The organism is Pseudomonas sp. TWI929, assembly GCF_039673335.1.
Taxonomy (GTDB): domain Bacteria; phylum Pseudomonadota; class Gammaproteobacteria; order Pseudomonadales; family Pseudomonadaceae; genus Aquipseudomonas.
Genome location: NZ_JBDJLK010000017.1, coordinates 1 through 18,649, shown reverse-complemented (window position 1 = coordinate 18,649; position 18,649 = coordinate 1). Strand labels below are relative to the sequence as shown.

The window sequence follows — 18,649 nt, the reverse complement described above, 5'->3', positions numbered from 1 at the left end:
TTACTTCAGGGCAGCAAAGGCCTTCTCAGCCGCATCCAGGGTGATCTGCAGCTCCTTGTCGCCATGGGCGATGGAGGTGAAGCCCGCCTCGAACGCGCTCGGTGCCAGGTACACGCCACCGTCGAGCATCAGGTGGAAGAAGCGCTTGAAGCGCTCGGCATCGCTTGCCATCACGTCTTCGAAGGTGACGATGTCGTCGGCACCGCTGAAGTACAGGCCGAACATGGCACCGGCCTGGGTCGTGACGAATGGCACGCCAGCGGCATCGGCGCGCTGCTGCAGGCCGTCGAGCATGCGGCTGGTGTAGTCGGTCAGTTCGGCATGGAAGCCCGGGCGGCTGATCAGCTTGAGGGTGGTCAGGCCGGCGGCCATGGCCAGCGGGTTGCCCGACAGGGTGCCAGCCTGGTAAACCGGGCCAAGCGGGGCAATGCAGCCCATGATTTCGCGCTTGCCGCCGAAGCAGCCGACCGGCATGCCGCCGCCGACGATCTTGCCGAAGGTGGACAGGTCCGGCTTGATGCCATAGTGGCCTTGAGCACCACCCAGGGAAACGCGGAAGCCGGTCATCACTTCGTCGAAGATCAGCACCACGCCGTGCTTGTCGCACTGCTCGCGCAGGCCTTCAAGGAAGCCCGGCGCCGGTGGTACGCAGTTCATGTTGCCGGCCACTGGCTCGACGATGATGCAGGCGACGGTCTGGCCGACTTCGGCCAAGGTCTTCTCGACGGCGGCGATGTCGTTGAACGGCAGGGTCAGGGTGTGCTTGGCGAAGTCCGCCGGCACGCCTGCCGAGCTTGGCACGCCCTGGGTCAGCAGGCCGGAGCCGGCTTTTACCAGCAGGCTGTCGGAGTGGCCGTGGTAGCAGCCTTCGAACTTGATGATGGCGTCGCGGCCAGTGTAGCCACGGGCCAGGCGGATGGCGCTCATGGTAGCTTCGGTGCCCGAGCTGACCATGCGCACCATTTCCATCGACGGCACGATCGAGCAGACCAGGTCGGCCATTTCGGTTTCCATGGCGGTTGGTGCGCCGTAGGACAGGCCGTGCTCCAGCTGCTTGCGTACCGAGTCCAGCACGTCCGGGTGGCCGTGGCCAAGGATCATCGGGCCCCAGGAGCCAACGTAGTCGACGTAGCGTTTGTCGTCCTCGTCAACAACGTAGGCGCCTTCGGCATGCTTGAAGAACAGCGGCGTGCCGCCAACGCTCTTGAAAGCGCGGACCGGCGAGTTGACGCCACCGGGGATGTGCTTCTGGGCTTGGGCGAACAGGGCTTCGGAACGGGACATGGGAGTTCTCTCGAATCAGGATGCGAACAAGGCGTTGAAGGCGCGGGCGCGGCGGGTGACTTCCTGCGCGCTGTCGGCACCGAACAGGCCGTGGATCACCGCCAGCAGGTCGGCGCCATGGGCGACCAGCGGGGCGGCGTTGTCGAGGGTAATGCCGCCGATCACCGCAATCGGCAGTTTCACCTGGGCGCGGGCCTGCTCCAGCAGTTCGACGTTGGCAGCGGGGGCGCCCGGTTTGGTGACGGAATTGAAGAAACGGCCAAAGGCCACATAGCTGGCGCCTTCGCTGGCAGCCTGGGCGGCCAGGTCGAGGCTGGCGTGGCAGGTGGAGCCAATGATTGCCTGGCGGCCGAGCAGGGCGCGGGCCGGGGTCAGCGGGCCGTCAGTCTGGCCCAGGTGTACGCCCACGCCCAGGCGCGCGGCCAGTTCGGCGTCGTCGTTGATCAGCAGCTGGGTGCCGTAGCGCTCGCACAGCTTCAGCAGCCCTTCGGCTTCGCGCAGGCGGCGCGCCGCGTCGTCGCTTTTGTCGCGGTATTGCAGCAGGCACACGCCGCCTTCCAGGGCCGCCTCGACATGGGACAGGAAACGGCCGGCGAGCAGCTGGCTGTCGGTGATGGCATACAGACCACGTAGCTTCATTGAAAGCCTCGTATCAGGAGCAGAAGTCCAGGGGCAGGCGGCGCGGCACGTACTGGCCCTTGCCCAGCTGCTCGGCGTCACGCAGGGTGCGCCAGGTGTAGTCCAGGGCGCTGCGCACGGCACTTTCCAGCTGCTCGCCGAGGGCCAGGCGGCCGGCCAGGGCGCTGGCCAGGGTGCAGCCCGAGCCGTGGTAGCTGCCGGGCAGGCGCTGGCAGGTCCAGGTATGTTGTTGGCCGTCCTGGGTGTACAGGCGGTTGTGAATTTCGTCTTCGTCGCCGTGACCGCCGGTAATCAGCAGGTGTCTACAGAACGGCAGCAGTTTCTCGGCACACTCGTCGGCGCTGCCTTCGGGCAGCTCGGCGAGGATGCGCGCTTCAGGCAGGTTAGGCGTGGCGATGGTCGCCAGCGGCAGCAGGCGTTCGCGCAAGGCGTAGCCCACTTCGTCCTTGCCCAGGCGGCCACCGCCACCGGCGCGCAGCACCGGGTCGCAGACCAGCGGCAGGTGCGGGTGGGCGGCAAGCAGTTCGGCGACGGTATCGACCATCTCGATCGAGCCGAGCATGCCCAGCTTGACGGCGGCCACCGTGGAGTCGGCCAGCACGGCATTGGCCTGGGCCAGTACCCACTCGCGGTCGAGCACGCGGAAGTCGGAAACGTTGACGGTATCCTGTACGGTCAGGGCGGTCACCGTGGGTGCGGCGTGACAGCCTTGGGCGATCAGGGCTTCGATATCTGCCTGCAAGCCGGCGCCGCCACTTGGGTCGTGGCCGGAGAGACAGAGGACAACGGGGCGGGAGCTGTAGGTATTCATGGTCGGCGAGCTTACCACCAAACCTGTTTGGACGGATCGTCCGACAAACGAGTTTTGCTGATCGATCGGTCAGGTATGTATTGGTGTTTGCTCTGAAAGTATTGATTTAGAGCCTTTTCTTTGTGTTTTGATATGGCCGATTGCCAGGTCGTGAAGCTATGCTAGAGTGCTCGGATAACTCGACAAACGGGTTCTGCTGGATCACGTCGTCTCAAACGGATGGGAGGCAACCACGACGCAACCGGACAGGCCATGCTGGGGCTGTATGCGCTATTTGCTGATTGTGCTTCTGGGCTTGCTGCCCGTGCTGGCCGGAGCGGTCGATTTTGACGACGCTACCCGGCATCTTCCGCTGGGCAAGGCCATGCAGGTTTATGAAGACCTCGGCGGCAGTGCCAGTATTGCCCAGGTCAGTGCGCCCGGGTTCGCCAAACACTTCCGCGCCCATCACGAAGACGTGCTGAACGCCGGGTACTCTACCTCGGTGTTCTGGCTCAAGGTCGAGCTGCGCCCTGTCGCCGCCCCCAGCGCCGCCCCGCGTCAATGGCTGCTGGAGCTGGCTTACCCACCGCTGGACCACCTTGAGCTGTACTTGCCCGACCGCAGTGGCGTCTACCGCCTGGCCCAGCGCACTGGCGATGCGTTGCCCTACGACAGCCGGCAGATCCGCCAGAACAACTACCTGTTCGAACTGCAGCTGCCGCCTGGCCAGGTGACTACCGCCTACCTGCGCCTGCACAGCCAGGGCTCGGTGCAGGCGCCGCTGGCGCTGTGGTCCCCTGAAGCCTACCTGGAGGAGCAGCCCACGCGCCTGTATGTGCTGGGGATGATCTACGGCGTGCTTCTGGTGATGCTGGTGTACAACCTGTTCATCTACCTTAGCGTGCGCGATGTCAGTTACCTCTACTACATCCTCTATATCGCTTCGTTCGGTTTTTACCAGGTGTCGGTGAACGGGGCGGGCGTGGCTTACTTGTGGCCAGACAGCCCGTGGTGGGCGAATGCCTCGACGCCCTTGTTCATTGGTGCTGCCGGCCTGTTTGGCTGCCAGTTTGCCCGCCACTTTCTGCAGCTAGGCCGCATCAGCCATGGCTTCGACCGGCTATTGCAAGTGCTGATGCTGGGTGGCGCGCTGGTCATGGTGCTGGCAGTGAGCATGCCGTATGGCCTGGCCTTGCGCATGGCCACGCTGCTGGCGCTGCTGTTTACCGTAAGTATCTTCAGCGCCGGGCTATATGCCTGGTGGCGCGGCTTGCGCGTGGCGCGCTGGTTCATTATTGCCTGGACGGCGTTTCTGCTGGGTGGCCTGGTCAACACGCTGATGGTGCTGGGCTATCTGCCCAATGTGTTCATCACCATGTATGCCAGCCAGCTGGGCTCAGCGCTGGAAGTGGCACTGCTGTCGCTGGCGCTGGCTGACCGCATCAACAGCCTGCGCGAGCAGCAGGCGCAGACCTTGCGTGAGACTGGCCGCACGCTGGAGCAGCTGAACCTGCAGCTGGCCAGGAGCAACCGGCTGAAGGATGAGTTTTTGGCCAGTGTGACCCATGAGCTGCGCACCCCGATGAATGGTGTGATCGGCTCGCTGGAATTGATGCACACCCTGCCGATGGAGGCCGAGATGGCCCAGTACCATCGTACGGCGGTGGGGTCGGCGCAGGGCATGATGGACATGGTCGATGCGATTCTTACCCTGTCTGAACTGCAGGCCGGCCGCCTGCGTGCACTGCCTGCGCCGTTCAGCCTGCGCACGCTGTTGCAGGGCCTGCGTGCCGGGTATGCCGGGCAGGCTTTGGGCAAAGGCTTGTACCTGAGCCTGGATATCCCGGCTGATCTGCCGGATGGGCTGCTGGGTGACGGGCAGAAGCTGGCGCGCTGCCTGGGGTGCCTGGTGGACAATGGGTTGAAGTTCACCCATCAGGGTGGGGTGATGATACAGGTGCGTGGGCGCCGGGTGGGGCCGGATGACCTGGCGTTGACCTTTACGGTGAGTGACAGCGGGATCGGCTTTGATGACCTGGAACAGTCGACCTTGTATCAGCGGTTCTTCCAGGTGGATGGCTCGATGACCCGGCGCTATGGCGGGTTGGGGATCGGGTTGTCGATCTGCCGGCAGATGGGGGAATTGCTCGGGGCCCGGTTGGCGCATGAGTCGACGCGGGGGTTGGGGAGCCGGTTTGAGTTGAGTATGAACATGGCGGTTTCGCAGGTGCAGATGCCGGTGAATATGCTGCAGGCGCGGCGTTCGCTTTGAGGAGTTGGGTCAGGGCTGAAAGGTGTTCACCGAGACATTTTCAGCGCCTATGAGATTGAGCGCCGCGCGGGCGGCGCTCGATCTCATAGGCGCTGCAACTGTTGTGGCGAACATCTGTCAGCCCTGATGCCGGCTCAAGACATGCATCTGCAAGCGCTGACTCAACCCATGCCCCCACCACCACACCTTTAGTCACGAATGCCACTTTGACTCCCCCGCAGGGAGTGCTTCACTGGGTCTCTCAAGCCTACCCGGATCCAGGAGCCCCCGATGAACCTGCACCAGTACGCTGAAACCCACGAAGTCACCAACCAGCCGCCATCCCTCGACGGTGCCAACCTGTACCGTCTCGACCTGCCACTCCAGGAGTGGTCGCGGCGTTTCGGCGCCGGCTGGGCCGAGTCGCGGATCGATGCCTACGGGGCCCTGGCCGGCGGCCCACTGATGCAGGCAGGCTTCCTGGCCAACACGCACAAACCCGAATTCAGCAGCCACGACCGCTATGGCCATCGCATCGACCTGGTCGAGTTCCACCCGGCCTACCACGAACTGATGCGCACCGCCGTCGAGCATGGCCTGCCTTCGCTGCCCTGGGCCGAACCCCGCGCCGGCGCCCATGTGGCCAGGGCCTCGATGACTTACCTGCACAGCCAGGCCGAGGCCGGCACCGGCTGCCCGCTGACCATGACCTTCGCCGCCGTGCCGGCACTGCGCCTGCAACCCGAGTTGGCCGAATACTGGCTGCCGAAAATCCTCGCCTGCGAATACGACCCGCGCAACGTCGGCGACCGGCACAAGGCTGGGGTCACCCTGGGCATGGCCATGACCGAGAAGCAAGGCGGCACCGATGTGCGAGCCAACACCACCCGGGCCTACCCGGTCGGTGCGCCGGGGCCAGGCCAGGCCTACGAGCTGGTCGGCCACAAGTGGTTCTGCTCGGCGCCCATGTGCGATGCCTTCCTCACTCTGGCGCAAACCGAAAAAGGCCTGAGCTGCTTCCTGCTGCCGCGCCACCGCCCGGACGACAGCCGCAACCAGTTCTATATCCAGCGCCTGAAGAACAAGCTGGGCAACAGCTCCAACGCCTCCAGCGAGGTGGAGTTCCGTGGCGCGCTGGCGTGGATGATCGGCGAAGAAGGGCGCGGTGTGCCAACCATCATCGAGATGGTGGCAATGACCCGTTTCGATTGCATGGTCGGCTCCAGCGCGCTGATGCGTCAGGCGCTGACCCAGGCCACCCACCACTGTGCCCACCGCAAGGTTGGCGGGCGGCTGCTGAGCGAGCAGCCATTGATGCAGAACGTGCTGGCCGACCTGGCCCTGGAAAGTGAAGCCGCGCTGGCCTTGAGCCTGCGCATGGGGCAGGCGCTGGAGCAACTCGACGACCCGCAGCAGGCGCATTTCGCCCGGCTGGTGACGGCGGTGGGCAAGTACTGGATCTGCAAGCGCGCGCCGGCCATGATCAACGAGGCTGCCGAGTGCCTGGGCGGCGCCGGTTATGTGGAAGACAGCATCCTGCCACGGTTGTACCGCGAAGCGCCGGTCAACTCGACCTGGGAAGGCTCGGGCAACGTGCAGTGCCTGGATGTGCTGCGGGCGTTGTCCAAGGAACCGGGGGTGCTCGATGCGTTGTTCGCGGAGCTGGGTGATGGGCATGGCGACCCGCGGTTGGCGGCGCATATCGGCAACCTCAAGGGGGCGTTTGCCGATACCGGCGACATGCAGTACCGCGCACGGCAGTTGACTGAGGACATTGCCCTGGCGTTGCAGGCCAAGCTGTTGCTGGAGGCGGGGAATGCGCTGGTCAGTGATGCATTCATTGGCAGCCGGTTGGCGGGTGGTGGCCGGGTGTATGGGGCTTTGCCGCGAGGTGTGGATGTGGAGGCCCTGGTGGCCAGGGCTACACCAGCACAGAGCCTGTAGGAGCGGCCAGTGCTGGCCTGCTGATTAACACCGATCAATGGGGGTGTATTTAGCCAAGAAGGCAGGCAAGATGCTTCACATGGATGTCCAGACAGGAAGCACAGTGTGAGCCAAGCTTTTGTAGTCGTTGATACCCCCGAACAGGCCGTCGATCGTCTGGCGGCCCTACATGAACAGGCCACCGGGGCCCTTAGCCAGGCCCTCAAGCGTTACCTGAAGGACCGTACCGAGCCCGGCGCCGAAGAGCGCGATTTGTTCCGCTACCCGGCGATACGCCTGACCTATTACAGCCATGGCGAAGTCGCCGCCACCACCCGCGCCTACGCCAAGGTCCAGGTGGCCGGCACCTACAGCGTCACCGTCACTCAGCCAGCCGCGTTTCGTGGCTACTTGCTGGAGCAACTGCGCCCGTTGATGCACGACTACACCGTCACGGTGGAGGTCGGTGTCAGCGAACAGAACATCCCGTACCCCTACGTGGTCGACCAGGGCGACGAACTGGCTGGCAGTGGCATTACCGCCGCGCAACTGGCGCGGGTGTTCCCCAGCACCGACCTGTCTGCCGCCACCGACAACATCGCCGACGGCCTGTGCGACTGGGAACGTGCCGAAGTCCTGCCGCTGGCGCTGTTCGATGCCGCGCGCGTCGACTTCTCGCTGCGCCGCCTGGTGCACTACACCGGCAGCGACTGGCGCCATGTGCAACCGTGGATCCTGCTGACCAACTACCATCGCTATGTCGACCAGTTCATCAGTCATGGCCTGGAACAACTGCGTGACGACCCGCGTTTCGTACGCATGGTGCTACCGGGTAACGTGGTGATCGAGAAGGGCATGGACCACGGTGAGACCCAGGCGCTAGTGGCCAGTGTGGTCTGGCACCGCTACCAGATGCCGGCCTACCACCTCATCGCAGGTGATGGTGACGGCGTTACCCTGGTCAACATCGGTGTGGGGCCGTCCAACGCCAAGAACATCACCGACCACCTGGCCGTGCTGCGCCCGCACTGCTGGCTGATGATCGGCCACTGTGGCGGCCTGCGGCAGTCGCAGACCATTGGCGACTACGTGCTGGCCCATGCCTACATGCGCCGCGACGGTATTCTTGACCGCGTCGTGCCGCCAAATATCCCGATTCCGGCCTTGGCCGAAGTGCAGCTGGCCTTGCAGGAGGCCGCCGCGCAGGTCACCGGCGAGCGTGGCGAGCAGTTGAAGAAGCGCCTGCGCACCGGCACCGTGCTGACCTACGACGACCGCAACTGGGAGCTACGCTGGGCCCAGGAACGGCCGCTCATCAACCTGTCGCGTGCTGTGGCGGTAGACATGGAAAGCGGCACCATTGCCGCCCAGGGTTACCGCTTGCGCGTGCCTTACGGCACCTTGCTGTGTGTGTCCGACAAGCCGCTGCATAGCGAGATCAAGCTGCCGGGTTCGGCCAACGCCTTCTATAACCGGGCGGTCAGCCAGCACCTGAAGATCGGTATTGCTGCCCTCGACCTGCTGCGCACCGAGCTCAACTCGCTGCACTCGCGTAAACTGCGCAGCTTCGATGAGCCGCCGTTCCGCTGAGGATCCATGTCACTGCCACCCCGTAACCAGCCGCGCCGTCCCCAGGCGCGGCCTGCCGCCGGCCCGCGTCGCCAGGCCAAGGCGCCGCCGGCTGAGCCGCGCCTGATCCTGTTCAACAAACCGTTCGACGTGCTGACCCAGTTCAGCGACGGCGAAGGGCGCGCGACCCTCAAGGACTTCATTGACATCCCGGGTGTGTACCCGGCCGGGCGGCTGGACCGCGACAGTGAAGGTTTGCTGTTGCTGACCAACGATGGCAGCCTGCAGGCGCGAATTGCCGACCCCAAGCACAAGCTGGCCAAGACCTACTGGGTGCAGGTGGAGGGCGAGCCGAGCGACGAGCAGTTGCAGCGCTTGCGTGATGGCGTGGAGCTGAACGACGGGCCGACCTTGCCAGCCGAGGCGCGGCGCCTGGACGAGCCGGAGCTGTGGCCACGCAACCCGCCGGTGCGCTTTCGCAAGAGCGTGCCGACCAGTTGGCTGGAGCTGGTGATTCGCGAGGGGCGCAACCGCCAGGTGCGGCGGATGACGGCGGCGGTGGGGTTGCCGACCTTGCGCCTGGTGCGGGTGCGGATTGGTGACTGGGCGCTGGATGGGTTGGAGCAGGGCTGCTGGCGCGAAGTTCCGGCGAAATTGCAGCGCTAGAGGGGCCGCTCCTACAGGACAGCGCAAGCTCAGGCATTGTGCGATCCCCTGTAGGAGCGGCCTTGCGTCGCGATGGAGCGCAAGGCGCTCCCGGCTTTCTTGAGCGCTACACCCCTTCCAGAAACCCCACTACCACGCTCTTGATGATAAAGGCCAGCACCCCGAGCCCCAGCACGAAGAACAGGATCAGCGTACCGAACTTGCCCGCCTTGGACTTTTTCGCCAGGTCCCAGACGATGAACCCCATGAAACCGATCAGCACGGTGACCAGGATGATCATCATCCACTCTTCGAATACGGCGGGATCCATCGGTGTTCTCCAGGCGGGTTGAGCGTTCGATTATACGCCTGCTGGCGTGAGCATTTAACGCAGGTGGGTCAATGGCAGCTCGGTGCTGGCCAGCACCTGGTTGAGCACGAAGCTCGAACGCACGCTGGTGACGCCGTCGATACGAGTCAGGCTACCTAGCAGCAGTTTCTGGTAGTGGTCCATGTCTGGCACCACCACTTTCAGCTGGTAGTCGGCATCCATGCCGGTGACCAGGCTGCATTCGAGCACCTGTGGCAGGTTGCGGATGGCCGCTTCGAAGGTTTCGAAACGTTCCGGGGTGTGGCGGTCCATGCCGATGAGTACATAAGCAGTCAGGCTCAGGCCCAGCTTCTTGCGGTCGAGCAGGGCTACCTGGCGCGAGATGTAGCCGTCGTCTTCCAGTTGCTTGACCCGACGCGAGCATGGCGAAGGCGACAGGCCGATGCGCTCGGCCAGTTCCTGGTTGGAAATGCGCGCATCGCGCTGCAATTCGGCGAGGATGCTCAGGTCGTAGCGGTCAAGTTTGCTCATGGCATTTGCCTTTTCTGTTCGGATTGCGGTGAATTATCAATCCTGGGTGAAAAATTGCGCAAGTGCTATTTATCCGAGCAATCTTCGCAATCCTCTGTCGCAACCCGTCCGGTATCTTTATCAACAGAATCACTGCCCGGACATCAGTCCACGGCGACGCGCCCTAGGCGGGCGGTCGCGGCCAGCCATCCAACAGGATCTGCAGGCCCCCGGGCTACACACCCTCCAGAAGACGGTGTGAGGTGAGCCGGCGCCACAAGTGCCGAGCACGGACGACATTTCCTGAAGGGAGGCCCTACGGCCTCCCTTTTTTCATGTCTGGAATTTTAATTGGCCTGTGTGATAGGCGCGGTAGACTGGCTGTGGTCGCAGTTTTTTCTACCGTGAGGAACAACATGAAGTCGCGCATCTGGCAGTTGGCAGGTGTTGGTTTGTTGGGTTTGGGCATCAGCCTTGGGGCCATGGCCGAAGGGCCGGGCGAGGGGCATGGTGAACACGGTCAGCAGGTGCAAAGTGAAGGTGGGCCCGGTCGCTCGCTCAACTCGCGCGACGAAGTGCGTCAGACCCAGCCGCCACGCCAGGGCTATTACCAGGACATTCCACGCCGTCATGGTGATGACCCCCACTGGCAGGGGCGCCCGGATGGCCACGGCAATGGCTGGGGCCCAGGGCCGCAGTATCGCCCAGGGCATACCATCGATCATTTCCCCGACCGCTACTGGAAAGTGCCCTACCGTGGTGATGACTATTTCTACTCCGGTGGATACTGGTATCGCCCGCATGGGGGCAGTTACGTAGTGGTGACCCCGCCCTATGGCGTGCGGGTAAATTACTTGCCGCCCTATGCGCAGGAAGTCTGGCTGGGTGGTGCGCTGTTCTTCCTGGTGGCCGATACCTATTACCAGTACCTGGCTGACAGCCAGGAGTATGTGGTGGTCAACCCGCCCGTCGCCGCGCCGGCAAATGGTGGGTATGACGTGGTGGCTTATCCGATGCATGGCCAGGGGCAGGAGCAGCAGGAGCAGGACCGCTACCAGTGCCACCGCTGGGCGGTGAGCCAGTCAGGGTTTGACCCGGCGACGGCAACGTACGCGCCGCCGGCCAATGTGCTCAGCATTTACCAGCGGGCGCTGGGGGCCTGCTTCAGCGGGCGGGGGTACAGCATCAACTGAAGCCGGCAAGGCCGCTCCTACAACGGTCGCGTGTGGCTTGAGAGATTTACACCGGGTCCGCATGCACCATCACATCGGCCTGTGGATAACGCTGGCGGATCACGCGCGAGGCCTCGACGCATAGCCCATGCGCCTGATCCAGCGGCAACTGCCCCGGCAGCTCAAGGTGCAACTGCACGAACCACTGGTTGCCCGACACCCGCGTACGCAGGTCATGCACGCCTTTCACCCCAGGAATGGCCAGCACTCGCGCGGCCATGTCTTCGCCAACATCGCCGGGCAGTTCCTTATCCATCAGGATGGCTGTGCTTTCGCGGGCGATTTGCAGCGCGCTCCAGAGGATGTAGAAAGCAATGCCCAGGCCGAACAGTGCATCCAGCTGCGGCCAGCCAAAGCGCGCCAGCAGCAGGGCCAGCAGGATGCTGCCATTGAGCAGCAGATCCGAGCGGTAGTGCAGGGAGTCGGCGCGCACGGCGGTAGAGCCGGTCAGGCGGATGACCTTGTGCTGCAAGGCCAGCAAGGCAACAGTCAGCACCAGCGACAGCACCATCACCGCGATGCCGATGGCGGTATCACCCAGCGGTTGGGGGCTGTGCAGGCGCTCGACCGCCTGCACCCCGATCAGCACCGCACTCACGCCGATGAACAGCGCCTGCGCCATGCCGGCCAGGGCTTCGGCCTTGCCATGGCCGAAACGGTGATCGTCGTCGGCCGGGCGCAGGGCGTAGTGCACCGCCAGCAGGTTGAGGAACGAGGCCACGGCGTCCAGCGCCGAGTCGGTCAACCCGGCCAGCAGGCTGACCGAGCCGCTCAGCCACCAGGCCAGTGCCTTGCTCAGCACCAGGATACTGGCCACCGCCAGTGACGCGCGGGTGGCCAGGCGTAGCAGGCGTTGGTGTTCAGCCGGGGTGGTGGTCATCCGTGGTCAGTGTCCTTGTGGCTTAGGCCGCAGGTACCAGTCCCAGGCTGGCCAGCTGTTCGATGCTGCCGCGGTGCTGGATCAGCCGTGGGTCGTCCAGCGGCAGGCGCTGGCCCAGTTCGCTTTCGAGAATGGCCTGCAACTTCAGGTTGTCGACTTTGCCATCAGGGCTGACGGCTTCTTGCAGTTTGGCCGGGTCGACCTGGGCACTGCGCCCCCCTGGGTAGTAGATGGCGCCCGTGGCGAAGTCGATGCCGAAGGCGATCAGCCCCGGGATCACATAGAACAGGATGCCGATGGCATCCATTGCGGCAACCACTGGGTCGATCTTGCCGCCGATCTGGCCGCGACGGTCGGGGTAGAAGATGGTGCCGCAGGCCGTCAGTTGAGTCAGCAAGGTGACGATGAGGGCGCCACCGATGACGCGGGTTGGGATGCGCATGTAAATCTCCGAGAAGGTATTCAGCAGGGCAAGCGAAACGCCTGCGCCTGATGCTAAGACCATGATAGAGCAGGCTGGGTTCGCCGTTATACTCGCGAGACTGTTCGAGGACCACCATGATTTCATTACCCATTGATGCTGCCTTGCCCGCTTTGCGCCAGGCCCTGGAAAACCGTGACGAAGCGGTGCTCGAAGCACCGCCCGGTGCGGGCAAGACCACCCGTGTGCCGCTGGCGCTGCTGCACGAGCCGTGGCTGGCCGGGCAGACCATCCTGATGCTTGAACCGCGGCGCCTGGCGGCGCGAGCGGCCGCCGAGCGGCTGGCCAGCGAACTGGGCGAGCAGGTGGGTGAAACGGTGGGTTACCGCATTCGCCTGGACAGCAAGGTCGGGCCGAAAACCCGTATCGAAGTGGTGACCGAAGGTATCCTTACCCGCCGCCTGCAGGCCGACCCGGCGCTGGAAGGCGTGGGTTTGCTGATTTTTGACGAATACCACGAACGTAGCCTGGATGCCGACCTGGCCCTGGCGTTGAGCCTGAATGGTCGCGAGTTGCTCCGCGATGACCCGCCGCTGAAGATTCTGCTGATGTCCGCGACCCTGGAGGGCGAGCGCCTGTCGCGGCTACTGGGCGACGCCCCGGTGGTCAGCAGTGAAGGGCGCATGCACCCGGTGGATATCCGCTGGGGCCGGCCGTTCCAGCCTGGCGAATTCATCGAACCACGGGTGGTGGACAGCGTGCTGCAGGCGCTAGCCGACCAGGCCGGCAGCGTGCTGGTATTCCTGCCCGGCCAGGCCGAGATCCGCCGGGTGCACCAGAGCTTGCAGGAGGCCTTGGGTGAGCGGCCTGAGATCCTGCTGTGCCCGCTGCACGGTGAACTTGACCTGAACGCCCAGCGCGCCGCCATCGATCCACCGGCCAAGGGCCTGCGCAAGGTGGTGCTGGCCACCAACATTGCCGAGACCAGCCTGACCATCGACGGCGTGCGTGTGGTGATCGACGCCGGCCTGGCACGGGTGCCGCGCTTTGACCCTGGCAGCGGCATGACCCGCCTGGACACCCAGCGTATTTCCCGCGCCAGCGCCACCCAGCGCGCCGGCCGTGCCGGCCGCCTGGAACCGGGCGTGTGCTACCGGCTGTGGTCCGAGGCCCAGCATGATCAACTCGCCGCCCATGGCAGCGCCGAAATCCTCCAGGCCGACCTGGCCGGGTTGGCCCTGCAACTGGCGCGCTGGGGTGTTACCCCTGAACAGTTGCGCTGGCTTGACCAGCCACCGGCTGCCGCATTCGCCCAGGCCCAGGACTTGCTGGTGCGGCTCAGTGCCTTCAAGCCCGGCAGCCGTGACAACCTCAGTGAACATGGCCAGGCCATGGCCGAACTGCCGGCCCATCCACGTATCGCGCATTTGCTGCTGCGCGGGCAGGACCTGGGCCTGTCACAGATGGCCTGCGATGTGGCGGCCTTGCTGGGCGAGCGCGACATCCAGCGCGGTGGCGGCGCCGACCTGCACAGCCGGCTGGTGCTGGTCAGTGGCGAGAGCAAGGCTGCGCGCGGTGCCCAGGGTGGCGTGCAACGTGCGCGGCAACTGTCCCGTCAGTACCGTGGCCTGCTGCGTGGCAAGGCCGGCGCGCCGGTCGCCGACCCGGCCCACCCGCGCTGGCTGGGCGCGCTGCTGGCACTGGCCTACCCCGACCGCGTCGCCCAGCAGCGCCGCGAGGGTGGTGCGGAGTACCGGCTGGCCAACGGCCGCGCGGCGCTGTTTGCCGAGGTCGATGCGCTGATGAAATGCCCATGGTTGGTGATCGCCGACCTGGGTAGCCGCCAGGGCCAGCGTGAAGAGCGTATCTATCTGGCAGCAGAGTTCGAGCCGGGCCTGCTCGATGGTGTGCTGGCCGAGCAGGTCGAGCGGGTCGATATCCTTGACTGGGACGAGCGCGAGCAGGTGTTGCGCGCCGAGCGACAGGTCAAGGTTGGTGAGCTGGTCCTCAGCCGTGAGCCGTTGCCTGGCCTGGATGACGATGCCAAGGCCCGGGCCCTGCTTGGCCTGGTACGGCGCAAAGGCCTGAACCTGCTGACCTGGACACCGGAACTGCGCCAGTGGCAGGCCCGGGTGGCACTGCTGCGCCAGCTGGATCTGGACAAGGAAGGGCAAAGCGAGTGGCCCGACCTGGCTGACGAGGCCCTGCTCGCCAGCCTGGAAGACTGGTTGCAGCCCTATTTGGGCAAGGTATCGCGGCTCAGCCATTTTGCCGCGTTGGATCTGTCTTCGATGCTGCGCAACCTGTTGCCTTGGCCGCTGCCGCAGCGCCTGGAAGAGCTGGCCCCCGCGCACCTGGCCGTGCCGTCCGGGTCCAATATTCGCCTGGATTACAGCGAAAACCCGCCGATACTCGCCGTGCGCCTGCAAGAGCTGTTCGGCCTGGCCGACACCCCGCGCATTGCCAATGGCCGCCAACAGGTCAAGTTGCACCTGTTGTCACCGGCCCGGCGGCCGGTGCAGGTGACTCAGGATCTGGCCAACTTCTGGCGTACCACTTATGCCGAGGTGAAGAAGGACCTGAAAGGGCGCTATCCGAAGCATTACTGGCCGGATGACCCGCTGGTGGCCGAGGCTACCGCACGGGCCAAGCCCCGTGGGACCTGATTGTGTCGCCGGGACCGTTCAATCGGCCGCTACCAGCAGGAAGGTGTACGGCTCACCTTCATCGACGTTGAGCAGCGCCACCCAATCACCGCTTTTGTGTGGGGCATCCGCGATGGCGCCCACCCTGTGGCCGCGGTGATCGCGCAGGTAGCAGATCAGCCCTTCATCGGCGAGCTGCAGCGGTTCGATTTTCCAGTAATCGGTGACCTCGGCATTCCAGTAGAAGCCGAGGTAGCCGTTGCGACTGACGCCCAGCTTTTTGGCTTTTGGGCGCCCTGGAATGCTGATGTGATAGTGCAGGCGATCATCGGTACGCGAATCGTAGTGGAAACTCATCACCGGGGAGTCATGCCGTCCACCGGCCTGCAGCCAGTCATCTTCAGGGGTGACACCCCAATTGAATTTGTCGTCGCTACGGCTCAGGCGCAGTGGGATGTTTCCGTCAACCGCACGCATGTACAGTTTGCCGCGAAACGAGCAGGCGAACTCCGCCAGAATGTCTTCATGCATGGTATTTTCCTCAAATGGCAGTGAAGGTTCTGCACCCTATTGCCAAAGGTGGTCACACCGCAGATTGAAGACTTTCCCTCGTTGCCTCAGGCGTTGGCCTCACCCTCCAGTAGCATGAACAGACGGTACAGCACCACGGTGCTGAACAACTGCAGGAAGCCGCTGAGGCTGTCCATGGCCAGTTCCATGCCGGGTGATGGCTCGGGGAAGGCCATCAGCAGTAGCCCGTCGATCAGCCAGATCGGTGCCAGCACAGCGACTACGCAGATCATGATGCGCATGAAGTGCCCGGTGGTCATGCTGGCGCTTTCGCGCATCGCCAGCATCACCGGGCGGCCGCGCAGTACCAGCAGGTACTCGGCGAACACCAGGTTGATCATGATCCACACGCCCGGGAAGATGAACAGCGCCAGGCCCGCCATGATCAGCAGCGAGCTGATCAGGATCAGCAGGGCCAGTTGCGGCCACAGCTGCAGGGCGCGGGCGAACAGGTCGCGCTTGGCGATGTGCTGGCCGTTGCTGCGGGTGTCCAGGTACAGGATCAACGCGGCGCTGTACAGCGGGTAGAACAGCAGGCTGACCAGCATGCCGTAGGCCGGCGATGCCTGGTCGCCCAGCTGGCGGTACAGCAGTTGGGTGAGCAGGGCTTCCAGCACCACCAGCGGCAGGCACAGCTGGAGAATGTTCGGCAAGTGGCGGCGGAAGAAGTACAGGGAGTCGCGCAGAACGCTCAGCGGATTCATCAGTCAACATCGCATGGCAGTAAAAACAGGGGCATAACTTTAGCCCAAAGCAGGCTTGGGGCTGTCACTTGCTGAAAAAAGTTTCACACCGCCAATGATTGAATCCCGCGCCTGCACGCCCCATCTTTGACGCTGTCCGTTGTCCCGCTACCCCACGAGGTCGCCCCATGAACACTGAAGAACAAACCCTGATCGACGGCCTGTTCGGCCGCATCAAGCAAGCCGAAGACCCAAGGCAGCCGCGTGACGCGCAGGCCCAGGCGTGCATCGAGGAGCATGTGCGTCAGCAGCCGGCGGCACCTTACTACATGGCCCAGGCGATCCTGGTGCAGGAGGCCGCGATCAAGCGCCTCGACGAGCAGAACAAGCAGCTGGAAGCCGAGCTCAAGCAAGCCCGTGCCCGCGCCGAGGCCGCACAAGCCAGCAATAGCGCGCCGAGCAATGGCGGCGGTGGTTTCCTGTCCAGCATCTTTGGCTCGGGTGGGCGCAATGCGGCCCCGGTGGTGCAGCCTCAGCGTCCCGCTGCCGCCCCGGTAGCATCGAGTGGAGGCTGGCGTGAGCCATCGGCCCCAGGCTTCTCCCAGCCGCAGGCGCAACAGCCTGGCTTTGGTGCCGCGCCAGCGCGCGGTGGTGCCAGCAGTTTCCTCGGCGGTGCCATGCAGACTGCAGCCGGTGTGGCGGGCGGTGTATTGCTGGCGCAGGGCATCAGCAGCCTGTTCAACCACAACTCGCAGCCTGAAGAGGTGGTCGAGGTGATCAAGGAAGAACCGGCGCCAGCCAGTGACAGCGGTGGCTGGAATGACCAGGCGGGGCAGCAGCAAGTGGCTGACAATGGTGGCTGGGGCAGTGACCAGGGTGGTTACGCCGACACCGATTACGGCAGCGATGATGGCGGGTTCTTCTCGGACGACGATTCGTACGTCTGACAGGTCTGGCATACTGCTGGCAATTTTGGGGGCGCTGTGCGCCCCTTTCGCGACGCAAGGCCGCTCCTACAAGGGTACGTGATCCCCTGTAGGAGCGGCCTTGTGTCGCGAAAGGGCTGCAAAGCAGCCCCCAGCATTATCAGGCCGACCAAGAGGTTCCCAGGTGAAAAAGATCGCGCTGTTCGCCGATGTGCAGAACCTCTACTACACCGTGCGCCAGGCCCACGGTTGCCATTTCAACTACACCGCCCTGTGGGCTGATGTCAGCCGCGAAGGCCAGATCGTCGAGGCCGTGGCCTATGCCATCGACCGTGGCGACAGCAAGCAGCAGCAGTTCCAGCAGATCTTGCGCAACCTCGGTTTTGACGTGCGCCTCAAGCCGTTCATCCAGCGCAGCGATGGCTCGGCCAAAGGTGACTGGGATGTGGGCATTACTCTGGATGTGATCGACGCGGCCAGCCGCGTCGACCAGGTGGTGCTGGCCTCTGGTGACGGTGATTTCGACCTGCTGCTTGAGCGTGTAATCCAGCGCCATGGTACTGAAGCGGTGGTGTATGGTGTGCCTGGGCTTACGGCACTGTCGCTGATCCGTGCCGCCACCCGCTATGTACCCATCGAGGGTACGCTGTTGCTCAAGCACTGAGGTTTTTCGTGGAACGCATCGCTGTCATCGACTTTGAAACCACCGGCATCTCACCCGGCGCCGGCTGCCGCGCCACCGAGGTGGCGGTGGTGATGCTGGAGGGCGGGCGCATCGTCGAGCGCTACCAGAGCCTGATGAACGCTGGCGTGCCAGTGCCGGCTTTCGTTGCCGGGCTGACCGGCATCACCACCGCCATGCTGCGCAGCGCGCCGCCGGTGGACAAGGTGATGAACGAAGTGGCCGAATTTGTCGGCGGCACTCCGCTGCTGGCCCACAACGCCGCCTTCGACCAGAAGTTCTGGGACTACGAACTGAGCCGCATCGGCCGTAGCCGCAGCCAGTCCTTCGCCTGTTCCTTGCTGTTGTCACGGCGCCTGCTGCCGGCGGCGCCAAACCACAAGCTGGGTACCCTGACGCGCTGGGCCGGGCTGCCAGATACCGGTACCGCGCACCGCGCCATGGCCGATGCGGAAATGGCGGCCAACCTGTTGCAACACCTGGCTGGCGTATTGCGCCAGGACCATGGGGTGCAACAGCTTTCGCATGAGCTGCTCTGTCGGTTGCAGAAAACACCAGCGGCGAAAGTTCGCGAGGCGTTGACGAGGTATTGTTGAGGGCTTACAGGTGTTCGATTTGAGGGTTGTGTTGCCTGAACTGGCCTCTTCGCGGGTAAACCCGCGAAG

At 64.3% G+C, this 18,649-nt stretch carries 18 protein-coding genes; 9 read left to right on the top strand and 9 right to left on the bottom strand.

Features of this window, described 5'->3' with window-relative positions; all coding sequences use genetic code 11:
- Genes hemL through ABE456_RS09995 form a run of 3 tightly spaced genes read right to left on the bottom strand, consistent with a single transcriptional unit; the run spans position 1 to position 2,734 of the window.
- On the bottom strand, positions 1-1,284 hold the full coding sequence (gene hemL / locus ABE456_RS10005; protein WP_003249773.1) for a glutamate-1-semialdehyde 2,1-aminomutase: 1,284 nt from the start codon (positions 1,282-1,284) through the stop codon (positions 1-3).
- Between the two features lie 15 nt (positions 1,285-1,299).
- Positions 1,300-1,923 carry a thiamine phosphate synthase gene (thiE, locus tag ABE456_RS10000; protein ID WP_346643752.1) on the bottom strand — a complete coding sequence of 208 codons (624 nt, stop codon included), beginning with the start codon at positions 1,921-1,923 and terminating at the stop codon, positions 1,300-1,302.
- A gap of 13 nt (positions 1,924-1,936) precedes the next feature.
- Complete coding sequence (locus ABE456_RS09995; protein WP_346643751.1) at positions 1,937-2,734, bottom strand: hydroxymethylpyrimidine/phosphomethylpyrimidine kinase; 798 nt, start codon at positions 2,732-2,734, stop codon at positions 1,937-1,939.
- A gap of 265 nt (positions 2,735-2,999) precedes the next feature.
- Between ABE456_RS09995 and ABE456_RS09990 the strand changes: the two genes are divergently transcribed.
- The 4 genes from ABE456_RS09990 (at position 3,000) to ABE456_RS09975 (ending at position 9,125) form a co-directional block, all read left to right on the top strand.
- On the top strand, positions 3,000-4,988 hold the full coding sequence (locus tag ABE456_RS09990; RefSeq protein WP_346643750.1) for a 7TM diverse intracellular signaling domain-containing protein: 1,989 nt from the start codon (positions 3,000-3,002) through the stop codon (positions 4,986-4,988).
- Between the two features lie 270 nt (positions 4,989-5,258).
- Positions 5,259-6,911 (top strand): acyl-CoA dehydrogenase family protein, encoded by a 1,653-nt coding sequence (locus tag ABE456_RS09985; protein WP_346643749.1) that lies wholly within the window; start codon positions 5,259-5,261, stop codon positions 6,909-6,911.
- A gap of 105 nt (positions 6,912-7,016) precedes the next feature.
- On the top strand, positions 7,017-8,480 hold the full coding sequence (gene amn / locus ABE456_RS09980; protein ID WP_346643748.1) for an AMP nucleosidase: 1,464 nt from the start codon (positions 7,017-7,019) through the stop codon (positions 8,478-8,480).
- 6 nt (positions 8,481-8,486) lie between these two features.
- Positions 8,487-9,125, top strand: coding sequence for a pseudouridine synthase (locus tag ABE456_RS09975; RefSeq protein ID WP_346643747.1), 639 nt, complete (start codon positions 8,487-8,489; stop codon positions 9,123-9,125).
- 106 nt (positions 9,126-9,231) lie between these two features.
- Here ABE456_RS09975 and ABE456_RS09970 read toward each other — a convergent pair whose 3' ends face one another.
- The gene (locus tag ABE456_RS09970; protein WP_003249787.1) at positions 9,232-9,435 is read right to left on the bottom strand and encodes a DUF2788 domain-containing protein; all 204 of its coding nucleotides are present in this window, start codon (positions 9,433-9,435) and stop codon (positions 9,232-9,234) included.
- A gap of 54 nt (positions 9,436-9,489) precedes the next feature.
- Positions 9,490-9,966, bottom strand: coding sequence for an Lrp/AsnC family transcriptional regulator (locus tag ABE456_RS09965; RefSeq protein WP_125462492.1), 477 nt, complete (start codon positions 9,964-9,966; stop codon positions 9,490-9,492).
- A gap of 395 nt (positions 9,967-10,361) precedes the next feature.
- Between ABE456_RS09965 and ABE456_RS09960 the strand changes: the two genes are divergently transcribed.
- Positions 10,362-11,138 (top strand): DUF6515 family protein, encoded by a 777-nt coding sequence (locus tag ABE456_RS09960; RefSeq protein ID WP_346643746.1) that lies wholly within the window; start codon positions 10,362-10,364, stop codon positions 11,136-11,138.
- Between the two features lie 46 nt (positions 11,139-11,184).
- Here the strand turns inward: ABE456_RS09960 and ABE456_RS09955 are convergent, their stop codons facing one another.
- Together ABE456_RS09955 and ABE456_RS09950 are read right to left on the bottom strand one after the other, a co-directional pair.
- The gene (locus ABE456_RS09955) at positions 11,185-12,057 is read right to left on the bottom strand and encodes a cation diffusion facilitator family transporter (protein ID WP_346643745.1); all 873 of its coding nucleotides are present in this window, start codon (positions 12,055-12,057) and stop codon (positions 11,185-11,187) included.
- Positions 12,058-12,079: 22 nt separating this feature from the next.
- A complete protein-coding gene (locus tag ABE456_RS09950; protein ID WP_346643744.1) occupies positions 12,080-12,499 on the bottom strand; it encodes a polyribonucleotide nucleotidyltransferase in 420 nt (139 codons plus the stop codon).
- Positions 12,500-12,615: 116 nt separating this feature from the next.
- On the opposite strand from ABE456_RS09950, the gene hrpB reads away from it, so the two are divergent.
- Positions 12,616-15,144, top strand: coding sequence for an ATP-dependent helicase HrpB (gene hrpB, locus ABE456_RS09945; RefSeq protein WP_346643743.1), 2,529 nt, complete (start codon positions 12,616-12,618; stop codon positions 15,142-15,144).
- 18 nt (positions 15,145-15,162) lie between these two features.
- On the opposite strand, the gene ABE456_RS09940 is transcribed toward hrpB, so the two are convergent.
- Both ABE456_RS09940 and ABE456_RS09935 read right to left on the bottom strand, forming a co-directional pair.
- The gene (locus ABE456_RS09940) at positions 15,163-15,654 is read right to left on the bottom strand and encodes a hypothetical protein (RefSeq protein WP_346643742.1); all 492 of its coding nucleotides are present in this window, start codon (positions 15,652-15,654) and stop codon (positions 15,163-15,165) included.
- Positions 15,655-15,740: 86 nt separating this feature from the next.
- Positions 15,741-16,397, bottom strand: coding sequence for a YciC family protein (locus ABE456_RS09935; RefSeq protein WP_346643741.1), 657 nt, complete (start codon positions 16,395-16,397; stop codon positions 15,741-15,743).
- 167 nt (positions 16,398-16,564) lie between these two features.
- Here ABE456_RS09935 and ABE456_RS09930 point away from each other — a divergent pair, with 167 nt between their 5' ends.
- From ABE456_RS09930 to ABE456_RS09920, 3 genes are all read left to right on the top strand, one after another.
- Positions 16,565-17,323 (top strand): DUF2076 domain-containing protein, encoded by a 759-nt coding sequence (locus ABE456_RS09930; protein ID WP_346643740.1) that lies wholly within the window; start codon positions 16,565-16,567, stop codon positions 17,321-17,323.
- 163 nt (positions 17,324-17,486) lie between these two features.
- Positions 17,487-17,966 (top strand): NYN domain-containing protein, encoded by a 480-nt coding sequence (locus ABE456_RS09925; protein ID WP_346643739.1) that lies wholly within the window; start codon positions 17,487-17,489, stop codon positions 17,964-17,966.
- A gap of 8 nt (positions 17,967-17,974) precedes the next feature.
- The gene (locus ABE456_RS09920; RefSeq protein WP_346643738.1) at positions 17,975-18,580 is read left to right on the top strand and encodes a 3'-5' exonuclease; all 606 of its coding nucleotides are present in this window, start codon (positions 17,975-17,977) and stop codon (positions 18,578-18,580) included.
- The last annotated feature ends 69 nt before the right edge of the window (positions 18,581-18,649 follow it).